At 70.7% G+C, this 20,389-nt stretch carries 14 protein-coding genes; 8 read left to right on the top strand and 6 right to left on the bottom strand.

What is annotated here, in order from left to right:
• Positions 1-16: 16 nt before the first annotated feature.
• Positions 17-2,854 (bottom strand): preprotein translocase subunit SecA, encoded by a 2,838-nt coding sequence (gene secA / locus MRBLWS13_RS18735; protein ID WP_349426822.1) that lies wholly within the window; start codon positions 2,852-2,854, stop codon positions 17-19.
• Positions 2,855-3,084: 230 nt separating this feature from the next.
• On the opposite strand from secA, the gene MRBLWS13_RS18730 reads away from it, so the two are divergent.
• The 8 genes from MRBLWS13_RS18730 to MRBLWS13_RS18695 all read left to right on the top strand — a co-directional run bounded on the left by MRBLWS13_RS18730 (position 3,085) and on the right by MRBLWS13_RS18695 (position 13,928).
• On the top strand, positions 3,085-4,014 hold the full coding sequence (locus MRBLWS13_RS18730) for a biotin/lipoyl-binding protein (protein WP_349426821.1): 930 nt from the start codon (positions 3,085-3,087) through the stop codon (positions 4,012-4,014).
• Complete coding sequence (locus MRBLWS13_RS18725; protein ID WP_349426820.1) at positions 4,011-4,913, top strand: ABC transporter ATP-binding protein; 903 nt, start codon at positions 4,011-4,013, stop codon at positions 4,911-4,913. Before MRBLWS13_RS18730 ends, MRBLWS13_RS18725 begins: the two co-directional genes overlap by 4 nt.
• The gene (locus MRBLWS13_RS18720) at positions 4,910-6,121 is read left to right on the top strand and encodes an ABC transporter permease (RefSeq protein ID WP_349426819.1); all 1,212 of its coding nucleotides are present in this window, start codon (positions 4,910-4,912) and stop codon (positions 6,119-6,121) included. The genes MRBLWS13_RS18725 and MRBLWS13_RS18720 overlap by 4 nt, the downstream gene beginning before the upstream one ends.
• A 35-nt stretch (positions 6,122-6,156) precedes the next feature.
• Positions 6,157-6,774, top strand: coding sequence for a PadR family transcriptional regulator (locus MRBLWS13_RS18715; RefSeq protein ID WP_349426818.1), 618 nt, complete (start codon positions 6,157-6,159; stop codon positions 6,772-6,774).
• Positions 6,771-7,490 carry an ABC transporter ATP-binding protein gene (locus MRBLWS13_RS18710; RefSeq protein ID WP_349426817.1) on the top strand — a complete coding sequence of 240 codons (720 nt, stop codon included), beginning with the start codon at positions 6,771-6,773 and terminating at the stop codon, positions 7,488-7,490. Before MRBLWS13_RS18715 ends, MRBLWS13_RS18710 begins: the two co-directional genes overlap by 4 nt.
• Entirely contained in the window at positions 7,487-10,354 is a 2,868-nt protein-coding gene (locus MRBLWS13_RS18705; RefSeq protein ID WP_349426816.1) for an FtsX-like permease family protein, read from the top strand. The genes MRBLWS13_RS18710 and MRBLWS13_RS18705 overlap by 4 nt, the downstream gene beginning before the upstream one ends.
• A gap of 296 nt (positions 10,355-10,650) precedes the next feature.
• Positions 10,651-12,435 carry a DEAD/DEAH box helicase gene (locus tag MRBLWS13_RS18700; protein WP_349429107.1) on the top strand — a complete coding sequence of 595 codons (1,785 nt, stop codon included), beginning with the start codon at positions 10,651-10,653 and terminating at the stop codon, positions 12,433-12,435.
• A gap of 131 nt (positions 12,436-12,566) precedes the next feature.
• A complete protein-coding gene (locus MRBLWS13_RS18695; protein ID WP_349426815.1) occupies positions 12,567-13,928 on the top strand; it encodes a hypothetical protein in 1,362 nt (453 codons plus the stop codon).
• A 78-nt stretch (positions 13,929-14,006) separates the two neighbouring features.
• On the opposite strand, the gene MRBLWS13_RS18690 is transcribed toward MRBLWS13_RS18695, so the two are convergent.
• From MRBLWS13_RS18690 to mtrB, 5 genes are all read right to left on the bottom strand, one after another.
• On the bottom strand, positions 14,007-15,218 hold the full coding sequence (locus MRBLWS13_RS18690) for an amidohydrolase family protein (protein WP_349426814.1): 1,212 nt from the start codon (positions 15,216-15,218) through the stop codon (positions 14,007-14,009).
• A 131-nt stretch (positions 15,219-15,349) separates the two neighbouring features.
• Positions 15,350-16,009, bottom strand: a complete 660-nt coding sequence (gene raiA / locus MRBLWS13_RS18685) for a ribosome-associated translation inhibitor RaiA (protein WP_349426813.1) — start codon at positions 16,007-16,009, stop codon at positions 15,350-15,352.
• 120 nt (positions 16,010-16,129) lie between these two features.
• Positions 16,130-16,849 (bottom strand): phosphoribosyltransferase family protein, encoded by a 720-nt coding sequence (locus MRBLWS13_RS18680; RefSeq protein ID WP_349429106.1) that lies wholly within the window; start codon positions 16,847-16,849, stop codon positions 16,130-16,132.
• A gap of 93 nt (positions 16,850-16,942) precedes the next feature.
• Positions 16,943-18,652, bottom strand: a complete 1,710-nt coding sequence (locus tag MRBLWS13_RS18675; protein ID WP_349426812.1) for a hypothetical protein — start codon at positions 18,650-18,652, stop codon at positions 16,943-16,945.
• Entirely contained in the window at positions 18,649-20,382 is a 1,734-nt protein-coding gene (gene mtrB, locus MRBLWS13_RS18670) for an MtrAB system histidine kinase MtrB (RefSeq protein ID WP_349426811.1), read from the bottom strand. Before mtrB ends, MRBLWS13_RS18675 begins: the two co-directional genes overlap by 4 nt.
• Positions 20,383-20,389: the final 7 nt, after the last annotated feature.

Raw genomic sequence — 20,389 nt, 5'->3', positions numbered from 1 at the left:
GCCGAGGCATCCTCCCCTACTTCTTGCGCTGCTCGGCGGCGCGGCGCTGGGCGCGGTTGAGCGGAGCCTGCTGCGCGGCCGGGGCCTCGCCGTCCGTGCGCTGGCCGAAGGCACCGCGCTGCGGCTCGGCGGCGGGCTGCGCCTGAGGCTGCGCGGGTGCGGCGGCAGCGGCCGCGGCCGCCTGACGCAGCTGCGTCGCCGCCTGCTGCACCTGCCCGCGATCGTTGCGCACCTCGACCTCGCCGGCGTCGTTGGCCGCGGTGTACTGCAGGCGCTGGCCTTCGACCGGCTGGGCGCCCAGGCCCTTGGCCTCGACCTGCGTGACCTGCTCGGCACCGGCTTCGCCCTGACGGCGCACCTCGACCTCGAGGTTGTAGAGGTAGCCGACCGACTCCTCCTTGATCTGCCCCATCATCGCCTGGAACATCTGGTAGCCCTCGCGCTGGTACTCGATGAGCGGGTCGCGCTGGGCCATGGCACGCAGGCCGATGCCGTCCTTCAGGTAGTCCATCTCGTACAGGTGATCGCGCCAGCGGCGGTCGAGCACCTGCAGCACCACTCGGCGCTCGAGCTCGCGCGTCGCAGCCTCGCCGAGCGTGGTCTGACGAGTCTCGTACGCGATCCGGGCATCGGAGAGGATCTCGCGCTTGAGGCCCTCCGCCGTGATGCCGCCCTTGCGACCGGCGGCCTCCGCGACGACCTCGTCGATCGTGACGCCGACCGGGTAGAGCGTCTTCAGCTCGGTCCATAGGGCGTCGAAGTCCCAGTTCTCGCTGTGCCCCGACCCGGTGTGGTCGTCGATCACGGTGTTGATCGCGTCTTCGATGAAGTGCTGCACGCGGTCGGCGATGTCGTCGCCGTGCAGGATGTGGCGGCGGTCCGAGTAGATCGCCTCGCGCTGCCGGTTGAGGACGTCGTCGTACTTGAGGACGTTCTTGCGGATCTCGGCGTTGCGCGCCTCGACCTGGCTCTGCGCGGACTTGATCGCGCGCGTGACCATGCCCGACTCGATCGCGACGTCGTCGGGGAAGTTCGTCCGGGCGATGATCGCCTCTGCCGCACCCGACTGGAAGAGCCGCATCAGGTCATCGGTGAGCGACAGGTAGAAGCGGCTCTCACCGGGGTCGCCCTGACGGCCCGAGCGACCGCGCAGCTGGTTGTCGATGCGGCGCGACTCGTGGCGCTCGGTGCCGAGCACGTACAGGCCGCCGGCCTCGACGACCTTGGTGGCCTCCGACGCGACGTGGTCGCGGGTCGCCTCGTAGACCGAGCCCCACGCGGCCTCGTACTCCTCGGGCGTCTCCTCCGGGTCGAGGCCCTTGGCCTTGAGTTCCTGCACCGCGAGGAACTCGGCGTTTCCGCCGAGCATGATGTCGGTGCCGCGGCCGGCCATGTTCGTGGCGACGGTGACGGCGCCCAGGCGGCCGGCGCGGGCGACGATCTCGGCCTCACGCGCGTGGTTCTTGGCGTTGAGGACCTCGTGCTTGATGCCCTTCTTCGCGAGCAGACGCGACAGATACTCGCTCTTCTCGACGCTGACGGTGCCGACGAGCACCGGCTGGCCGGATTCGTGACGCCGGGCGATGTCTTCGACGACCTGGTCGAACTTGGCCGTCTCGTTCTTGTAGACGAGGTCGGCCTGGTCCTTGCGGATCATCGGCTTGTTCGTCGGGATCGGCACGACACCCAGCTGATAGGTCGACATGAACTCGGCCGCCTCGGTCTCGGCCGTACCCGTCATGCCGGCGAGCTTGTCGTAGAGACGGAAGTAGTTCTGGAGCGTGACGGTGGCGAGCGTCTGATTCTCGGCCTTGACCGGCACGGCCTCCTTGGCCTCGATCGCCTGGTGGATGCCCTCGTTGTAGCGGCGCCCGACCAGGATTCGGCCGGTGTGCTCGTCGACGATCATGACCTCGTCGTTCATCACGACGTAGTCGGTGTCGCGCTTGAAGAGCGCGAGCGCCTTGATGGAGTTGTTGAGGAACGAGATGAGCGGGGTGTTCGCCGACTCGTACAGGTTGTCGATGCCGAGGTAGTCCTCGACCTTCTCGATGCCGGGCTCGAGCACGCCGATGGTGCGCTTCTTCTCGTCGACCTCGTAGTCGACGCCGGCCTCGAGCGTCTTGGCGATCTTGGCGAACTCGACGAACCAGCGGTTCGCCTCGCCCGACGAGGGCCCCGAGATGATCAGCGGTGTGCGGGCCTCGTCGATGAGGATCGAGTCGACCTCGTCGACGATCGCGTAGAAGTGGCCCCGCTGCACGAGGTCCTCCTTGCGCCACGCCATGTTGTCACGCAGGTAGTCGAAGCCGAACTCGTTGTTCGTGCCGTATGTGATGTCGGCGTTGTACTGCTCGCGACGCACCTCGGGCGTCTGGCCGGCGACGATGGTGCCGGTGGTCATGCCGAGCGCGCGATAGATGCGGCCCATCAGTTCGGACTGGTACGACGCCAGGTAGTCGTTGACCGTGACGACGTGGACGCCTTCGCCGGCGATGGCGTTCAGGTAGACGGGGAAGGCGCCGGTGAGCGTCTTGCCCTCACCGGTCTTCATCTCGGCGATATTGCCGAGGTGCAGGGCCGCGCCGCCCATGATCTGCACGTCGTACGCGCGCTGGCCGAGAGTGCGCTTGGCCGCCTCGCGCACCGCGGCGAAGGCCTCGGGCATGAGGTGGTCGAGAGTCTCGCCTGCCTGGTAGCGCGCCCGCAGCTCAGCGGTCTCGCCCCGGAGCTCTTCGTCGGTGAGCTGCTCGTAGTCCTCTTCCAGCGCGCCGACGGCCTTCACGACCTGCTGGAGCCGCCGGAGGATGCGGCCCTCACCGGCGCGAAGCAGTTTCTCGAGGGGGTTGGCCACGGAGTGTCTCCATCTTCAGGCTTTCGGGTGCGGCTGCGACGCCGCCGGTGCCGCCCGGGCGCATGGCCCCAGGCATACCTGCCTATGTTATCCACCCGTGACCTTGGTGTGCGCTGGGTGTGGAAGCGCACCCACTCGCGACGCGCCGGTCGCGGCATCCGTTGGTTGCATTCCGGGTATGCATATACTCGGTGACTACATACTCGGTATGCCCGATGGAGAGGTGCGGAATGGTTGTCTGGCGGCGGTGGGTCTTCCCGATCCTGATGGTGGTCATCCTCGGTGCGGCGGCGGCCGCGCTGGTCAAGATCGCGTTCTTCCCCGACACCGCGCCGGCAGCCGCTGTCGAGCCGTCCGCGCAGATCGCCGATCCCGTCGTGGCGGTGGAGCGCGGCGAGGTCGCGAACGCGCTGAGCCTGCCGGGCACGATCGCGCGCGACACCGCCTACGCCGTCCGCTCCGAGGTGGACGGCACCGTCACCGCCGTGCACGTCGGCGAGGGCCAGTCCGTGGCGGCGGGGCAGAAGCTCTTCACGATCAAGCAGGCCGACCCTGTCAAGAGCATCGACGTCGTCGCCCCCGAGGCCGGTGAGGTCACTGAGCTCGCCGTGGTGAAGGGCCAGCCCGCGTCGATCGGCGGCGAGCTGGCGACGCTGACCCCGGCGCGCTACCACGTGCAGGCCACGGTCGAACCGGTGCAGCTGTACCGCCTGCAGGGCGCGCCCGCCGAGGGAGCGGTGACGATCCAGGGCGGCCCCGCGCCGTTCACGTGCACGGGGCTGAAGGTCGAGGTCGCCGAGGACGGCACGACGACGGTCACCTGCGCGGTGCCGGCCGACCAGACCGTGTTCGCGGGACTGCAGGCCCAGCTCGACATCGACCTCGGCACGGTGTCGGAGGTGCTCGTCGTGCCCACGACCGCCGTCAAGGGCGGCGCCGGCACGGGCGTCGTGTGGGTGGATGCCGGCACCGGCGAGCTCGAGGAGCGGGATGTCGCGCTGGGGGTCAGCGACGGCACGATCGTCGAGGTGACGACGGGTCTCGAGGAGGGCGAGCAGGTGCGTCAGTATGTCCCCGGCGTCGCCGCCGACGACGAGCCGGTCTGCTACGACGACGGCATGGGCGGCGAGTACTGCGAGCCGCAGGGGTGGAACTGGTGAGCCTCGTCCGGCTCGAAGGGGTCGCGAAGCACGTGCTGCTCCCCGACGACACCCGGCTCGACATCCTGCGCGGCATCGACCTCGAGATCGGGGCCGGCGATCACGTCGCCATCGTCGGACGCAGCGGCTCGGGCAAGTCGACGCTCCTCAACCTGATGGGAATGCTCGACGCGCCTTCGGAGGGCAGCGTCGCCTTCCGCGGCGAGCCGGTGCGGCGCATGCGCAAGGCGCGGCTCGACCGGCTCCGTGGGCGCAACGTCGGCTTCGTGTTCCAGCAGTTCAATCTGCTCGCCGGACGGACCGCCCTCGAGAACGTGATGATGCCGCTCGGCTACGCGCGCGGTCGGGAGTTCTGGACGCGCCGCGCCGCCGCTACCCGCATGCTCGAGCGCGTCGGCCTCGGCCACCGCATCGAGTCCACCCCCGAGCAGCTCTCCGGCGGCGAGCAGCAGCGCGTGGCCATCGCACGCGCGCTCGTGCGCCGCCCCGCGCTCATCCTGGCCGACGAGCCCACGGGCGCGCTCGACGTCGAGACGGGGTCGTCGGTCATGGCGCTCCTCGACGAGATCGCCTCCGAGGCCGACGCGGCACTGGTCACCATCACCCACGACCTGAACGTCGCCGCCCGCGCCCGTCGCCACTACCGTCTGGACGCCGGGGTGCTCACCTCCTTCCAGCTCGACCTGCCGGCGAACGCCGCCGCCGCGGACGCGTCGGGCCTCGCCGCGAACATCGACGACGGGACGGATGCCGCCACCACGGTCGCAGCCGCCGGCGCTGTCGAGACGCACCCCGGCACGGACCTCGCAGCCGATGTCGACGCCGATGATGCCGAGGCGGTGCCCGACGCCGCCTCCGAGGCCGACACCGCGCCCGACCCGATCGGAGCGCCCTCATGAGCGGCCTGGTCGGCGCCCTGGGCGAGGCCTGGTCGGAGATCCGCCACCACAAGCTGCGCGTGCTGCTGAGCCTCATCGGCATCGCCGTCTCGGTCGGGGCGATCACCGCGGTCGTCGCCCTCAGCGAGTATCAGCAGCAGCAGATGGCGGAGCAGTCGGACCGAATCGGAGGCCGCCCCGCGACGCTGCAGTTCACCGCGAACAGCTCCGACGGCGCACCGATGGACTGGGAGGCGTTCGGCGCCCACGTCGACCGGGTGGCCGAGCGGTACGAGTTCTCGCACCTCACGCGGCTCGTGGATCCGGTGATGCTGCCGCTGCAGACTCCCGAGCAGGTGCGGCAGGTGCCGACACGACTCGTCGACCCGGCGTACCCGGTGATCCACCGCACGCCGCTCCTCGAAGGACGCTGGTTCACCGCTGCCGACGTCGAGCTCGCCTCTCCCCCGGTCGTCATCACCGAGGCGCTGTGGGACGTCTACGGTCGCCCCGACCTCGCATCAGGGTTCGCGCTGCAGGTCGGGGGCGATGCCGGCGGGACGTACACCGTGGTCGGAGTGACGCCGCGGGAGTACACCGGCGACGAAGACAAGCACCTGACGATGCTGTACGAGGACTACACCGCGCAGAGCGGCATCCTTCCCCCCGACATGGCGATCATGTGGGAGACGTGGGTTCCCGAAGAGATGGCGGCGGAGATCGGCCCTGTCCTCGCCGCCGATCTCCGGGCGGGCCTGGACGCCGGTGTCGAGGTCATGGTGAGCCGCACCGACTGGGCGTCGCGACCGGATCAGGCGCAGTACGCGCAGACGTTCGAGCTGGTCACCGGCGGGATCGCGGGCCTCGTGCTGCTGCTCGGTGGTCTCGGCCTCGTCAACATCCAGCTCGTCGCGATGCGCCAGCGCATCCGCGAGATCGGCGTCCGCCGCAGCTTCGGCGCGACCGGCAGCCGCATCTTCTCATCCGTGATGCTCGAGTCGGTCGTCGCGACGGCGGTCGCGGGCGTGGTCGGCATCGCCATCGCCGTCGCCGTCCTCAAGGCCCCGTTCGTGCTCGAGATGTTCCAGGGGATGCAGGACGTCCCGCCGTTCCCGATGCGCGCGGCCCTGACCGGTCTCGTCGCCGCTGTGGCGATCGGCGCGCTCGCCGGGTTCATCCCCGCCCTCGTCGCGGTGCGTTCGAACGTCATCGACGCGCTGCGCTTCTGACGCGAATCCGTCACCTCCGACCCGAAGGAGCTCCCGTGTCCGTCCGACAGAGTCTGCTCGCCATCCTCGATCAAGGTCCGTGCTACGGCTACCAGCTGCGCGCTGAGTTCGACCGCCGCACCGGGTCCACCTGGCCGCTCAACGTCGGTCAGATCTACAACACGCTCGACCGCCTCGAACGCGACGGCCTCGTCGAGAAGGGAGACATCGACGAACAGGGCCATGTCTACTGGCAGATCACGGATGCCGGAGCCGCCGAGGCGCACGCCTGGCTGAGCTCGCCGGTCCAGCGCAGCCAGGGCACCCGCGACGAGCTGGCGATCAAGCTGGCCGTCGCCGCGACTCTCCCCGGCGTCGACGTCTCGGACATCATCCAGACGCAGCGCCGCGCGTCACTCACCCAGCTGCAGGAGCTCAACCGGGCCAAGTACGCGGGTGCGAACCCCGACGGGCCCGAGGAGCTCGCCTGGTCGCTCGTCGTCGACTCCATGATCTTCGCCGCCGAGGCCGAGGTGCGCTGGCTCGATCATTCCGAGCAGCGTCTGGCGCTGCATCCCGATCACGCGATGGCCCTGCAGCTGTCGACGGACAAGCCAAAGCGCGGCCGCCCCGCGAAGGAGTCGCCGGTCGAACCCGTCGAGACGACGCGATGACCGACACGGTGCTGCGGCTCATCGGCGTCACGCAGCAGTACGGCACGGGTGCCACCGCCGTCTCAGCTCTCTCGGGCGTCGACCTCGAGGTGTGCCGCGGCGAACTGGTCGCGGTGATGGGACCGTCGGGATCGGGCAAGTCCACGCTGCTGGCGATCTCGGGCGGGCTGGCGATCCCCACGACGGGCGAAGTCGTCGTGGAAGGCGCCTACCTCAGCGAGCAGTCGCCGAAGCAGCTGGCACGCCTGCGGCGACGTTCGCTCGGCTTCGTGTTCCAGGACTTCAACCTCATCCCGACGCTCACGGCGTTGGAGAACGTCACGCTGCCGCTGGAGCTGGACGGGTTCCGTACCCGGGTCGCCCGTCGCGCCGGACGCGACGCGCTCGCATCGGTCGGCCTCGAGGCCAAGGCGGACGCGTACCCCGACGACCTGTCGGGCGGCCAGCAGCAGCGCGTCGCCATCGCACGGGCCGTCGTCGGCGGCCGCCGTCTGATCCTCGCGGACGAGCCGACCGGCGCACTCGACTCGGTGACCGGCGAGCTCGTGCTGAAGATGCTTCGCGCGCGGGTGGATGCCGGAGCCGCCGGCATCCTGGTCACCCACGAAGCCCGCCATGCCGCCTTCGCCGACCGCATCGTGTTCCTCCGCGACGGCCGGATCATCGACGAGTCCCGCCGCGCCGGCGCGGAGTCCCTGCTCGCCGGGCCGCGATGACGGGGGTTCTCGAGGCGCCCGTCGAGGCGAGCGTGAAGCAGGAGGCTTCAGCGCTGCGTGCGCGCGGGGGCGGATGGTCGCGGTGGCGCGTCGCGGCGCTGCTGGCTCGCCGGCAGGTGCGCCGCACCAGGCTGTCGAGCCTGCTGATCGCGACACTCGTGGCGCTTCCCATCGCCGCGATGAGCGCCTACGGCATCTTCGCCGCGAGCACTCTCGGCGCGCCAGAAGACAGATTGCGGGCCGAGCTGGGTGAGATGCAGGCATGGGTCGCTCCCGCCGGCGTCCCGGGCGAAGGGTTCTGGCAAGCGCCCACGCAGCCGCAGTGGACGGGTTATCCGGCGGGCGACGACGGCAGCTGGGAGCTGCCCGACGGACCGATCGCCGATGACCCGACCGACGCGCTGCCGGCAGGCACCGAGACGGTCCTCCTCACCAGCGCGAGCGCGCGCATCGAGACGCGTGACGGCGTGGGTCTCGTCGCGGCGTGGACGGGCGACGCCTGGGACCCGCGATTCTCGGGTGCGTTCGACATCGTCGACGGCGAGCGTCCGACGAGCGCGACCGAGGCGATGGTGACTCCGGCGACCCTCGAACGGCTGGACGTCGGTATCGGCGAGGATCTGACGCTCGCCGACGGCGCGGGCACCTTCGAGATCGTAGGAACGCTGGATGCCGCGATCCTGCCCGATGCCGCCAGTGCGGTGTTCCTGCCGGGCACCGCCGAACTGCGCGGCGTGATCGGCGGCGAGCGACGCTGGTATCTGCCCGCGCTCGCCCTGTCGTGGGAGGGCGTGCAGGCGCTCAACGAAGACGGCGTCGTCGCGTACTCGCGCGCAGTGGTGCTCGATCCGCCGACCGCGCTGCGCGAAGAGGTGCGCGGCTCGGTGCTGGACCAGTGGGCGAGCGTGTGGCCGATCGTGCTCGTGATCTCGGCGGGCGGACTGTTCGCGGCCTATGTCGTGGTCATGCTCGCGGGCGCCGCGTTCGCGGTGACGGCACGCCGTCAGCAGCGGTCGCTCGCCGTGGCCGCGAGCGTCGGAGCGAATCGGGGCGATCTCTCGCGGATCGTCCTGCTCCAGGGCACGACGCTCGGCGCACTCGGCGGTCTCATCGGGCTCATCCTCGGCGTCGGAACAGCGGCACTCGTCGTCGCGCTCACGGCCGACGGGAGCGCCACGCAGTACTGGGGCTTCCACGTGCCCTGGCCGGGGCTCGCCGCCATCTTGGTGTTCGCGATCGTGGTGGGCACCGCGGCAGCGCTGGTCCCGGCTCGCACGGTCGCGAAGACCGACGTCCTCCGCGCGCTGAGTGGCGCTCGGCGCCCGCAGAAGCCGGGAGTGGCGCGGCCGGTGTGGGGATCCATCGTGCTGGTCGTCGGCGTCGCGGTGACGATCGCGTGCGCCGTCGTGGTCGCCGCGGTGAACGTCTCCGACCTCCCGGGCGACTCCCCGCTGCGATACATCCCGGCGTTCGGCATCGTCGTCGGTCCGATCCTCACGCAGGTGGGCATCCTCATGTCGGGCGGCTGGCTCCTGTGGATGACGTCCCGGATCCTCTCCCGCGTGGGGCTCGCGGCCAGGATCGCGTCGCGGGATGCCGCCTCCAATGCGGGGCGCACGGTGCCGGCCTTCGCGGCCATCGCCGCGACGGTGTTCATCGGGGTGTTCGCGGTCGGGCAGTCCTCGATGCAGACGGCTCAGAACGCGCGCACCTGGTACTACGCCGCCCCTCCCGGGAGTCTCTCGATCAACATCTGGCCGGGTGCCGCCGGCACGACGGGGCTGATCGACCCCGACGCGGCGGAGGACGGTAGGGCCGCCGCGGTGGACGTCGCGGAGGATACGGGCGCCACCGATCTCGCCGTCGTCGCGCGGCAGCAGCCGAGTCACTGGAACTACGGCTCGCCGGAAGAGGTGCCGGACGAGCTCACCCTCGCGATCGCCCTGCTTCCCCCGCAGCACCTGCTCGATCCTGAGCGGGACGACAGCTTCACCTCGAACGGCCAGGATCCCGACAATCCGCTGTCCGTGGTGGAACCCGAGGATCTGGAGACGGTGCTCGGCATCACGCTGACTGCCGGTCAGCGTGCCGCTTACCGCGACGGCGCGGCGATCGTGGCGGACGAGCGCTTCGTCACGGACGGCGAGATCTCGATCGCGGCATGGTCGGGCGGCGACCTCATCGATGGGATGCCGAGCAACGTCTGGATACCGTCGTCGGACCGGCGAATCGCCGACCCCGCATGGACGGAGCAGGTCGACGCGATCGTCGTCGACGCACCGCGGCAGCCGACCGCGATCGCCATCGCCCCGGCCACGGCGGATCGACTCGGCATCGCCGCGGTCCCCGAACGCGTGATCGCCTCGCTCGAGGCGCCGCTGTCGACGCAGGAGCGCGACCGCCTCCAGGCTCAGGTCGAGCTCGCGAGCGGTGAGGACTTCACGCTCGCGCAGACCGTCGAGGCGGGGCCGCCGAGCGACGCTACCTGGCTCGTCCCGCTGCTGTCCGTCGTGACCGTCCTCGTACTCGGCGCGAGCGCCGTCGCCCTGGGGCTGGCCCGCTTCGAACGGCGGCCGGACGACGCGACGCTCGCCGGCGTGGGCGGGACGCCGGTGCTGCGCCGGAACGTCGGATTCTGGCAGGGCCTCATCATCGCGGGCTTCGGCACGATGGCGGGCGCCATCGCCGGCATCCTGCCGCCCATCGGCTTCGCGATCCAGTCGCAGGGCGCTCTTCTGCTCGCCGACATCCCGTGGCAGGTACTGGGCGCGTTCTGTCTCGGCCTGCCGCTCGCGATCGCACTCGTGAACTGGCTCGTGCCACCGCGGCACCCCGACCTCACCCGCCGCACGGCGATCACCTGACGTATCGGTCCCCGCTGCCGCGTCGTCGGTTCGAGCCACCGTCGCCGCACGCTCCTGCGGGTCGCGCCCCCCCTGTTACGAATTCAGGTGATTTCGCCGGGGTAGGACCGTTTCGGCGCAGACCGTCCTACCTCCGCGAAATCACCTGATCCGGGACCGCGGATGCCGCAGCTCAGGGCGTCCGAGATCGCGCGGGAAGCGGCATCCTGTCGTCTCCCAGGCGGGTCCCGCTACGCTTAACTGTGCACACGAACGCCGATCAGATCGAAGTCGAGGCTCAGACCGAGCCCGCAGCGATGACCTTCTCCGACCTCGGGCTCAGCCAGCCCGTCCTCAAGGCGCTGAAGGGCATCGGCTACGAGACGCCTTCGGCGATCCAGGCGGCCACCATCCCGACGCTCCTCGGCGGGCGCGATGTCGTGGGAATGGCGCAGACCGGAACCGGAAAGACCGCCGCGTTCGCGCTGCCGATCATCGACCGGCTCGACCTGTCGCAGAAGACCCCGCAGGCGCTCGTGCTCGCCCCGACGCGCGAGCTCGCGCTGCAGGTGTGCGAGGCGTTCGAGAAGTACGCCGGCCACCTGAAGGACGTGCACGTCCTCCCCGTCTACGGCGGCCAGGGCTACGGCGTGCAGCTGTCCGCTCTCCGACGCGGCGTGCACATCGTCGTCGGAACGCCGGGCCGCATCATCGACCACCTCGAGAAGGGCACTCTCGACCTCTCTGCGCTGCAGTACCTGGTCCTCGACGAGGCCGACGAGATGCTGAAGATGGGCTTCGCCGAGGACGTAGAGACCATCCTCGCCGAGACTCCCGCCACCAAGCAGGTCGCCCTGTTCTCGGCCACCATGCCCGCTCAGATCCGACGGATCGCGTCCCAGTACCTGCGCGACCCCGAAGAGATCACGGTCAAGTCCAAGACCCAGACCTCGGCGAACATCTCGCAGCGCTACCTCATCACGGCGTGGCAGCAGAAGATGGACGCCCTCACGCGCATCCTCGAGGTCGAGAACTTCGACGGCATGATCGTCTTCGGCCGGACGCGCAGCGTCACCGAGGAGATCGCCGAGAAGCTCCGCGCACGCGGCTACTCCGCCGCCGCCATCAACGGCGACATCGCCCAGCCGCAGCGCGAGAAGACGGTCAACCAGCTGAAGTCGGGCAAGCTCGACATCCTGGTCGCGACCGACGTCGCCGCCCGTGGCCTCGACGTCGAGCGCGTCTCGCACGTCGTCAACTACGACATCCCGACGGATGCCGAGTCCTACGTCCACCGCATCGGCCGCACCGGTCGCGCCGGCCGCAGCGGCGACGCCATCAGCTTCGTCACGCCGCGCGAGCGCGGCCTGGTCAAGATGATCGAGCGCGCCACCCGTCAGCAGCTCACCGAGATCCCGCTGCCGAGCGTCGACGAGGTGAACGTGACTCGCCTCTCGCGCTTCGACGACCGCATCACCGCTGCCCTCGGCGAGGCCGAGCGCATCGAGGCCTTCCGCGACATCGTGGCCCACTACGTCCGCAATCACGACGTTCCCGAGGCCGACGTGGCCGCCGCCCTCGCCGTGGTGGCGCAGGGCGACACGCCACTTCTCTTGGAGCCCGACGCCGAGCCTTCGCCCTCGCGAGAGCGTGCGGACCGCGGCGACCGGCCGGATCGTGGTGACCGTCCCGAGCGCGGCGAGCGCCGTGCCCCGCGCGAGGGCTTCGCGACGTACCGCATCGCCGTCGGCAAGCGCCAGCGCGTCGAGCCGCGTCAGATCGTGGGCGCACTCGCGAACGAGGGTGGCCTGCGCCGCGACGACTTCGGCGCGATCAAGATCATGCCCGACTTCTCGCTCGTCGAGCTTCCCGCGAACCTCTCGCGCGACGCCCTCGACCGGCTCGCCGACACCCGCATCTCGGGACAGCTCATCGAGCTGCGCCCCGACAGCGGCCGCCCGCAGCGCCGGACGGATGGCGCCTCTCGCCCCCGCCGCGACGACCGGGGTTCGACCAGCCGCGGCTATGGCGACTCGAGCGCCCGCGGCTCGTACGACGACCGGCCGGCGCGCAAGCCCCGGCACAAGCGCACCGACGGCTGAGACACCCCGCCGCCACGGGTGACGGCGCGCCGGGCGATCACTCACCCGGCGCGGCGACGCTGTGCGCGAACATTGCACACCGCCGCCCGCTCGCTTCAGCTTGCTCTCAGCGGCCCCCGTAGGATCGATCCATGGCCGGATTCTGGGGCAGACGCAAGCGCGAGCAGGAAGAGCTGAACACGCAGGACGCCGATCTGGCGCGCCGCGCGCAGCAGACGCTGGTGGCAGCGGACGAGCGCCTGCGGCTCACCACCGACGAGCTCGCGTTCGCGGACGCCGAACTCGGCGCCGGTCCGACCACCGAGCTCCGCGAGGCGGTGGAGTCCGTGCGCACCCATATGCAGGAAGCGTTCCACCTGCACCAGCTGAACCACGACGAGATCCCCGACACGCCTGACGAGCTGCGCACCCGCAACGCGCGCATCGTGCAGCTGTGCGAGTGGGCCGAGGATCTGCTCGACGACCGCACCCAGGCGCTCGCGGCGGCGATCGAGCGAGCACGTCGCGCTCCCGAAGTCATCGCGCGGGTGCGAGCGGATGCCGCTCGGCTGCGACTGCGCCTCCCCGACGCCCGTTCAACCGTCGAGCGGCTGGCGGTCCGGTACTCGGCGCACGCGCTCTCGCAGATCGAGGCGAACCCCGCCGAGGCGGAGCAGCTGCTCGGGTTCGCCGAGCACAGCGCCGACGTCGCCGAGCGGCGCCGCGAGGCCGGACAGCGCGAGCAGGCGAACATGGCACTCGAGGCGTCGACCGAGTCGGTCCGCCGCGCCGAGACGCTGATCGACGCCGTCGAGACCTTCGAGGTCGAGGCGCTGCGCGCCGAGTCCACGCTCGCCGCGATCATCGAGGACTCCCGCGGCGACCTCGTCGTCGCCCTCCGAGAGCCCCAGTCCCCCGCCGTCAGCGCCGCGATCGCGGAGCTGCAGGCCGCTCTGGCCGCGCTTCCGGCCGCCGGCGTCAACACCGATCCGTTCGAGCAGCTCACGCGCCTGCGCGAGGCGAACGCCGGGCTGGATGCCGCGATCGCGGCCGCCCGCGAACGCGCCGCTCGTCCGATCCCACCGCTCGAGCACGTCCGGCACGCGATCGACGACGCCGATCGGCAGCTGGCTGTCTCCCGGGACGTCATCGCCGGTCACCGGGGCTGGATCGGCGCCGACGCCCGCACGCGCTTCGCCGAGGCCGAGCGCGTGCGCCTCGACCTCGACCGCTACCTCGGGGCGTCGGCAGCCGCGGTCACCACGATCGACGAGGACCACCGCGAGCAGGCGTTCGCCATGGCCCGCCGCGCCGCCTTCCTCGCGAGCGAGGCGCTGCAGCTCGCGCAGCGCGACATCGATGCCGCCCGCCCGCAGCCCGACCAGTGGGGCGGGCCGGGCTACGGTCAGCAGGGCGGCTGGGGCGGCGGTCGCCGCAGCGGCGGCAGCGATCTGATGGGCGGCATCCTCGGCGGCCTGGTGATCGGCAGCATCCTCGACGGCTTCATCGACTGACGCTGCCGCGGGTCCGGGTTCGGACCGCCGGCGCGGGACGCCGCGCCTCAGTCCGCCACGACCGCCGCACGCGGCCGGTCAGCTGCCGACGACGCGATGCCCGTCCGCGACGATGCGGCCGTCGTGGATGACCGTGCGATCGATGCCCCGGTCCATGACGGCGCTCGTCGGGGTCTCGCCGTCGATGAGCACGAGGTCGGCGCGGTCGCCCGCGGAGACGCCGGGACGATCCCCCACGCCCGAGACGCGCGGCGTCGAGTGGCTCATGATCGATGCACCGCCCATCGTGGCGACCGCGAGCGCGAGTTCGATGTGGTCGTCGCGGCGGAAGCCGTTGACGAACGCGAGCTGCCACGTGCGGTCGAGCATGTCGCAGTTTCCGTACGGGCTCCAGTAGTCGCGCTGGCCGTCCTCGCCCAACCCGACCCGGACGCCGGCTTCGACCAGATCGATGAGCCGCAGGTGCCCCGTCGTCGATGGAGCGACCGTCGCCATCGCGACATCCAGCTCGGCGAACTCGTCGATGAGTCGGCGGCTCACGGCCTCCGACACCGAGCCGAGGTCGTAGGCGTGCGAGATCGTGACCTTTCCCTGCATGCCGAGCGCACGCGTGCGCTCGAGGATCAGCTCGGTGCTGAAGACGCCGAGTGCACCCGGCTCGTGCAGGTGGATGTCGACCTCGACCTGGTACTTCTCCGCGAGCCCGAACACGATGTCAAGATGCCGGACCGGATCGCGATCGAGCTGGCTCGGGTCGATGCCGCCCATGACGTCGGCGCCCTGTTTCAGCGACTCCTCGAGGTACTCCACCGTGCCGGCCTCGCGCAGGATCCCTGCCTGCGGGAACGTCATGATCTGCACGTCGGCGTGGCCCCGGAACTTCTCCTTCGCCGCGAGGACGGAGTCGAACTTCTCGAGCTTGCAGTCCACATCGACCTGCGCGTAGGAGCGGATGCGGGTCGTCCCCTTCGCGATCATCTGCTCGAGCGTTCCCGCGACGATCTCGGCGTGCGGCACCTGGGTGTCGCGCCAGTTGTTGCGGTCGTTGAGCATCATGCCCCAGACTCCCGGTGCACCGGTGTGGGGACGGAACGGCAGCCCGATCCGGGACGAGTCGAGGTGCACGTGCACGTCGCTGAATGAGGGGAAGATCAGTCGTCCACGCCCGTCCACGTCGTCCGTGCCCTGCGCCACCGAAGCGTCGTGTGGTGAGATCGCGGCGATGCGGTCGCTCTCGATGTGGATGTCGGCGGCGTCGGCGCCCCAGGGGCGCACGTTGCGGATGATCACGCTGGTCCTTCCGGATGAGATGCCGCCGCGCAGGACCGGGCGCGCGCGGAGACAGATGAGGGGTGCGGCCGAGACGGCCGCACCCCTCATTGTCTGTCAGGCTGCCGCCTGTCAGAACGACGTGCGCCGGTTCAGGACGCCAGCTCTTCCGGCTGCGCCTGCGTGGTCAGCGAGATGACGCCGTAGTCCCAGCCCTTGCGGCGGTATACGACGCTGGGGTGGTCGGTGCGGGCGTCGATGAACAGGAAGAAGTCGTGGCCCACCAGCTCCATGCGATCGACGGCCTCCTCGACCGACATCCATTCGGGGTGGAACTCCTTCGTCCGGATGACGACGGGCGTGTAGCCCTCTTCCTCCTCGTTGCCGGTGACGATCGGGATCTCGCCGGTGGCGACGGCGCGGAGCGTTTCGACGGACGCCGGCTGCACGTCGATCCCCTCGATCGCACCGCTGCCCTTCTCGAACTTCGCTCCCCGGGGGTGGTTGCGCGCGTCGACGCGCTTGTCCTTCGCGCGACGCAGCTGCTCGCACAGCTTGTCGACGGCGAGGTCCAACGCGGTGAACTTGTCTCCGTCCGTGGCCTCGGCCCGGATGACGGGACCCTTGCCGTTCACGGTGAGCTCGACGGTCTCGTCTTCCATCCGCCCGTTGTGATAGGCGCGGTGCGTGACCTTGACTTCGACGCGTTGAGCGCGTGGCGCGAGGTTCTCGATGCGGAGAGCCTTCTCTTCGACGACTCCGCGGAAGCGATCCGTGATCCCTACTCCCACGCCGACGATGCTGGTTTCCATCCCTGCCTCCTTGTTCCGGTCCGCCCGGCCAAGGGCGGACCATCAGTCGCCTTGTCACCCCCACGGTAGCCCGGCGTCCGGACTCTGTCACCTGTGAGTTTCGAATGCGACGGGTCCTGTTCATCCGCGAGTGCCACCCCGTCCCGGCGTCGCCGTGAGGGTGACCGCCGCCACCACGTCGACACCTTCGGCCCGCAGCGCACGGACCGCCTCAGCGAGGCTTGCGCCCGTCGTGACGACGTCGTCGACCACCACGACCCGCATGCCCGCGGCGGGGCGAACGTTCGCCGAAGCGCCTCGCAGCGTCCCCGCAACGGGTGGTGCGGCCGCGGCGAATGTGGCGACCAGACTGCCTGCGACGTTGCGGCGCCGCGCGTCTCGATCGAGGCCGCGCTGGTCGTCCGTCCGCCGCGCGATACGCAGCAGCCGTCGCCCGCGGCGATGTGCACGGCGGAGCAGGAGCTCGGGCACCCGGAACCCGCGCCGCCGGTGCGCCGCGCGGGAGGTGGGCACCGGAACGAGCACGCAGCCGGCGGCGCCGGCCCGGTCGAGAGCGGCCGCCAGCGCCGGTGCGAGCGCCCTGGCAAGCCCGGTTCGCCCCTCCTCTTTGATCGCGCGCAGCACCCGCGCCGCGACGCCCTCGAACGCGAGCCCGCTCCACACCGCGACCCCGCCGCCGGGCGCATCGATGACCCGGCACCGCGGCTCCGGTTGCAGCGCCAGAGCGCACCGCTCGCAGAGCGCGACGTCGGGTTCGTCACATCCCGCGCACCAGACGGGCAGAAGCAGGGCGAGCGCATCGGCGCACGCCTCGCGCACCGCCACGATCAGCTTTGCCATCACGGGGATCAGCCTCGCGTCGGCGTCTGCGGCCGCGGCTGCCGCCCGGCCGATCCGTGGAGAGGCCGCCCCGGCGCACCGCTGGGGAGGAACCTACTGCGGCGCCCCCTGCTGCGTCGCGAGTACGAGGACGCCGGTCGCGGTCGGCTGCCACGCCGTCCCGCGCTTGACGTAGAGCGTGCCGTCGTCGGCCCTCAGGCGCAGGCTCGAGCCACCTGTGCCGCCGGCGATCGATGCCATGCCCGCTGACGCCGTAGACAGCGACGTCGGCGCGCCGACGACCTGCTCGACGACGGTCGACTCGGACTCCGCGTCGGCGAGGACGCCGATCGACACGTCGTCGATCCATGTGACGCCGATGTTGGTGACGCCGACCACAGCGCCGCCGACGATGGCGAGCTGCATCGTGGGGGTGCCGAGTCCGACGGGAATGCCGTCAGCGTTCCGCAGGACGCCGGCCACCACCAGCACTGTCCGGCCGCCGGCGCTGACGACGGCGGCCATCCGGGTGCCGTCGCGCGACAGCGACATCCCGGCGATGGCGGTCGCCTCGCTCCACGCATCGGCGATCTCGACGACATCGCCCCCGGGCAGGAAGGCGCGCAGCGCCGACGGCTGGTCCTCGGGAACGCTCCACACCGCGCCCGAGCCGTCGATGACGGGATCGACCAGTCCCACGCGGGTATCGAGCGATTCGGCGTCGGTTCCCGCCGAGTTCAGCCGCACGACCGCGCCCGAGGCGAGTTTCGCTGCAGCGAGGTCGCGCTGGGCGCCGACCTGCACGCTGACCGGTGCGTTCGCCTCGACGGCCGCCGAAAGGCCGGGGATCTTGTCGATCTCGTCGCCGGTGAGGAAGCCGAAGCCCTGCTCGGTGAGCACGAGCGGCGCCGCCGGCACCCGCGTGGAGCGCACCGCGACGGGCTCCGCGTCGATCTGCGTGGAGTCGACGGTCATGGCGACCTGAGTCACCCCCGCCGCCCGCAGACTCACCTCCAGCTGGGTCTGCATACGGTCGAGGACGTCGCTGTCGACCGCCAGCATCGCGTCGCCCGTGAGAGCGACGTCCACACCGTCCTCGTCGTTCGGCACAGCCGCGACGAAGGCCACGCCATCGGGGAAGGCTGTGTCCACCGAACCTGCCAGCCACTCGCTCGGAGGCTTGTTGACGAGGGCGTCCGCGATGCTGCCCGGGGCTCTGGTGATCGCGAACCAGCGCACGTCGGGCACGAGGTACTGCCACGTGGGGTCGAAGTACATCACCGGATAGCGGTTGAAGACAGTCGGGAACTGGGCCTCGTCGAGCCAGATGCCGTCGGGCGCCTCGGTGATGCGCCATTCGCCGTCTGACTGTTGCGCGAGGCGGAACGTCGAACTCGCGGTGGCGATGTCGGCGCGCTCGTAGGCGCCCTTGTCGTCGACGGATGCCACGACGTCGTAGACGAAGTCGACGGACCCTTCCTGGGTCTCGACGTAGTCGCGTTCCGCGCGCTCGTCGACGAACACGCCTGTCTCGGGCTTCCAGGTCTCACGGAACGACGGCGCGAGGAACTCACGGGCGACCGTCCAGTCGCCCCGCACGCCCGGCCCCGACCCGGCGTCGACGAAGCCCTCGACGATCTGCTCGGGTGTGGCCCCGGGCTGCGGACTGTTGGGGATGAAGGCGACGTTCTGCGAGTCGTCGTCCGTGCCGCCGCTCTCGAGTCCGTATTCCGGAGGCCCGCTCGTGGGGAAACCGGCGCACCCGGTGACGACCACCGCGCACAGCGTCAGCAGCACTGCCAGGATGCCGCGCGCCCGGGTCATCGTGTCCCTCCCGGCGATCCGGCATCCGTCGCCGTCCGGCGATCGCCGTCCGTGCCGGCGTCCACGCGCGACACATCGATGGGCGCCGTGAGACCGAGGTCATCGAGGGCGGCCACCGAATCGTCGCCCGGATCGACGGGGATCGGCGACGCACCGGCCAGCGGGACGTCCTGCCGCGGCAGCGTGAGGACGAAGTTGGTGCCGCGGCCGGGTTCAGACCACACCGCGAGCTCGCCGCCGTGCAGCTTCGCGTCGCCGAGCGCGATCGAGAGGCCGAGTCCGGTGCCGCCGATCGTGCGCTTGCGGGACGGATCGGCGCGCCAGAAGCGGTCGAACACGTGCTCGACGTCCGCCGCTTTCATGCCGAGGCCGAAGTCCCGGACCCCGATGGCGACGGCCTGCTGGTCGCTGTCGACGGTGACCACGATCGGGCGCCCCTCGCCGTGCTCGATCGCGTTGCCCAGCAGATTGCGCACCACGCGACGCACACGCCGGGGGTCCATGTCGACCGGGGAATATCCCCCGGGAGCCACGAGACGCACGTCCGTGCCATGCTGCTCGGCCAGCTGCTGCATGGATGCGATGACGTCCTCGGCGAGGTGCGCGAGGCTCGTCGGCTCGAGCTCCAGCTGCACCGATCCCGCGTCGTAGCGGCTGATCTCGAGCAGATCGGTCAACAGCGTCTCGAACCGCTGCACCTGGGCGTTCAGCAGCTCGGCGGCCCGTGCCGTCGCGGGGTCGAAGTCCGCCCGCTGGTCGTTGATCATGTCGGCGGCGAGGCGGATCGTCGTCATCGGCGTGCGCAGCTCGTGCGACACGTCCGAGACGAAGCGCTGCTGCACGAGCGAGAGCTCGGCGAGCTCCTTGATCTGCGACTCGATGCTGTCTGCCATCGCATTGAACGAGCGGCCGAGGGTCGCGAGCTCGTCCTCGCCGTGCACCTGCAGCCTCACGTCGAGGCGGCCGGCTGCGAGCATGGCGCTGGTGTCGGCCGCCTCGCTGATCGGCGCGGTGACCGAGCGCAGCACGAACCACGCGATGCCGCTGATCAGCAGCACCAGCCCGATGCCGACCACCCATAGCGTGCGCTGCACGAACGTCAGTGTCTGCGGCGCGTTCGCGAGATCGTACGCCAAGTAGAGCTCGTACGACGCGACTCCCTCGATCGTGAGCTGCTGGCCGACCAGGATCCCCGGCACGCTGGTATCGGCGCCGTCGGGGAGGGCCACCGGCTGCCAGATCTGCTGGTCGGGGTTCGTGCGCACGAGCGAGCGCATCGACGTCGTCAGCAGATCGGGCATCTCGGCTTCGTCGGTGCTGAAGTCCTGCGGGGCATTGGGCACGGGTGGACCGATGCGGTAGGCCGCGACCATGTGAGCCGACGACTGGTCGCGCAGCGCCGTGAACGCCAGCGTCATCACGTTCTGCAGCTGGACGACGTCGCTCTGCACGGCGGCGTCGAGCGTGCGCTGCGCCGCCCCCCTGGCCTGCTCGGCGTCCAGCAGCACCTGGTCCTTGCGGGAGGTGAACAGGTCGTTCTGGATCGCGAGCCCCATCCACACGCACGCGACGACGACGGCGAGCGCGGTGAGGCCGATGGTCACGAGCAGCGTGCGGAAGCGCAGCGAGCGTCGCCAGAGCCCGGCGATGGTGCCGGGCCACGCCCGCCACAGCCGCCACCACGCGACGTGCGCACGCGTCGGCGCCACGCCCGTGATCGGCGCTGTCATGGGAGCC

Origin of the sequence: Microbacterium sp. LWS13-1.2 (assembly GCF_040144835.1) — a bacterium.
Classification (GTDB): Bacteria; Actinomycetota; Actinomycetes; order Actinomycetales; family Microbacteriaceae; genus Microbacterium.
The sequence above is the reverse complement of the archived record's forward strand: the minus strand, read 5'-3'. Positions and strand labels throughout refer to the sequence as shown.

Excerpts from the sequence above, each read along its gene's own strand:
- MRBLWS13_RS18730 (WP_349426821.1), top strand. The coding sequence starts at position 3,085 with ATGGTTGTCTGGCGGCGGTGGGTCTTCCCGATCCTGATGGTGGTCATC.
- MRBLWS13_RS18720 (WP_349426819.1), top strand. The coding sequence starts at position 4,910 with ATGAGCGGCCTGGTCGGCGCCCTGGGCGAGGCCTGGTCGGAGATCCGC.
- MRBLWS13_RS18710 (WP_349426817.1), top strand. The coding sequence starts at position 6,771 with ATGACCGACACGGTGCTGCGGCTCATCGGCGTCACGCAGCAGTACGGC.
- MRBLWS13_RS18705 (WP_349426816.1), top strand. The coding sequence starts at position 7,487 with ATGACGGGGGTTCTCGAGGCGCCCGTCGAGGCGAGCGTGAAGCAGGAG.
- MRBLWS13_RS18700 (WP_349429107.1), top strand. The coding sequence starts at position 10,651 with ATGACCTTCTCCGACCTCGGGCTCAGCCAGCCCGTCCTCAAGGCGCTG.
- MRBLWS13_RS18695 (WP_349426815.1), top strand. The coding sequence starts at position 12,567 with ATGGCCGGATTCTGGGGCAGACGCAAGCGCGAGCAGGAAGAGCTGAAC.
- raiA (WP_349426813.1), bottom strand. The coding sequence starts at position 16,009 with ATGGAAACCAGCATCGTCGGCGTGGGAGTAGGGATCACGGATCGCTTC.
- MRBLWS13_RS18680 (WP_349429106.1), bottom strand. The coding sequence starts at position 16,849 with ATGGCAAAGCTGATCGTGGCGGTGCGCGAGGCGTGCGCCGATGCGCTC.
- MRBLWS13_RS18675 (WP_349426812.1), bottom strand. The coding sequence starts at position 18,652 with ATGACCCGGGCGCGCGGCATCCTGGCAGTGCTGCTGACGCTGTGCGCG.
- mtrB (WP_349426811.1), bottom strand. The coding sequence starts at position 20,382 with ATGACAGCGCCGATCACGGGCGTGGCGCCGACGCGTGCGCACGTCGCG.